General features: G+C 43.9%; 1 protein-coding gene. It reads right to left on the bottom strand.

Translation table 11 applies throughout. The features are described 5' to 3' along the window. Nucleotides 1–419 (bottom strand): methyl-accepting chemotaxis protein (locus AB4496_RS28475; RefSeq protein ID WP_372133424.1); only part of this gene is annotated, 419 nt, incomplete at both ends.

Below are 419 nucleotides of genomic sequence, written 5' to 3' on the forward strand. Positions count from 1 at the left end.
AATCGCTGCATTTAACGCTAACAAATTGGTTTGTTCGGCAACGGATTTAATCACATCAATCACACTGTTAATGTTGTTGCTACTTTCGTGTAGATGAGTGATTTTTTCAGCGAGGCCGTTAATCTCAGAAGCCAAGGTTTCTATCGACTCATAGGATTGTTGGACCGTGCTTAAACCTTGCTGTGATTGTTCATCAGCGATCTTCGCTGAGCTTGCCGTTTGCTGTGTTTTAGCCGCGACTTCATTCACCGTCGCTGATAGCTCTTCTGTTGCTGTCGCAATCAAGCCAATCTGGTCTTGCTGTTCAACTAAGGTGCTTGAGTTGTATTGGCAAGTTTGCGCCGTCTCTTCTGCTGCTGAAGCAAGTGTCAGGCTAGATTGAGATAGGTTATCGATAACTTGAGAAAACTTCTCTAATG

Source organism: Vibrio sp. 10N.222.46.A1 (genome assembly GCF_041473595.1).
Taxonomy (GTDB): Bacteria; Pseudomonadota; Gammaproteobacteria; order Enterobacterales; family Vibrionaceae; genus Vibrio; species Vibrio tasmaniensis_A.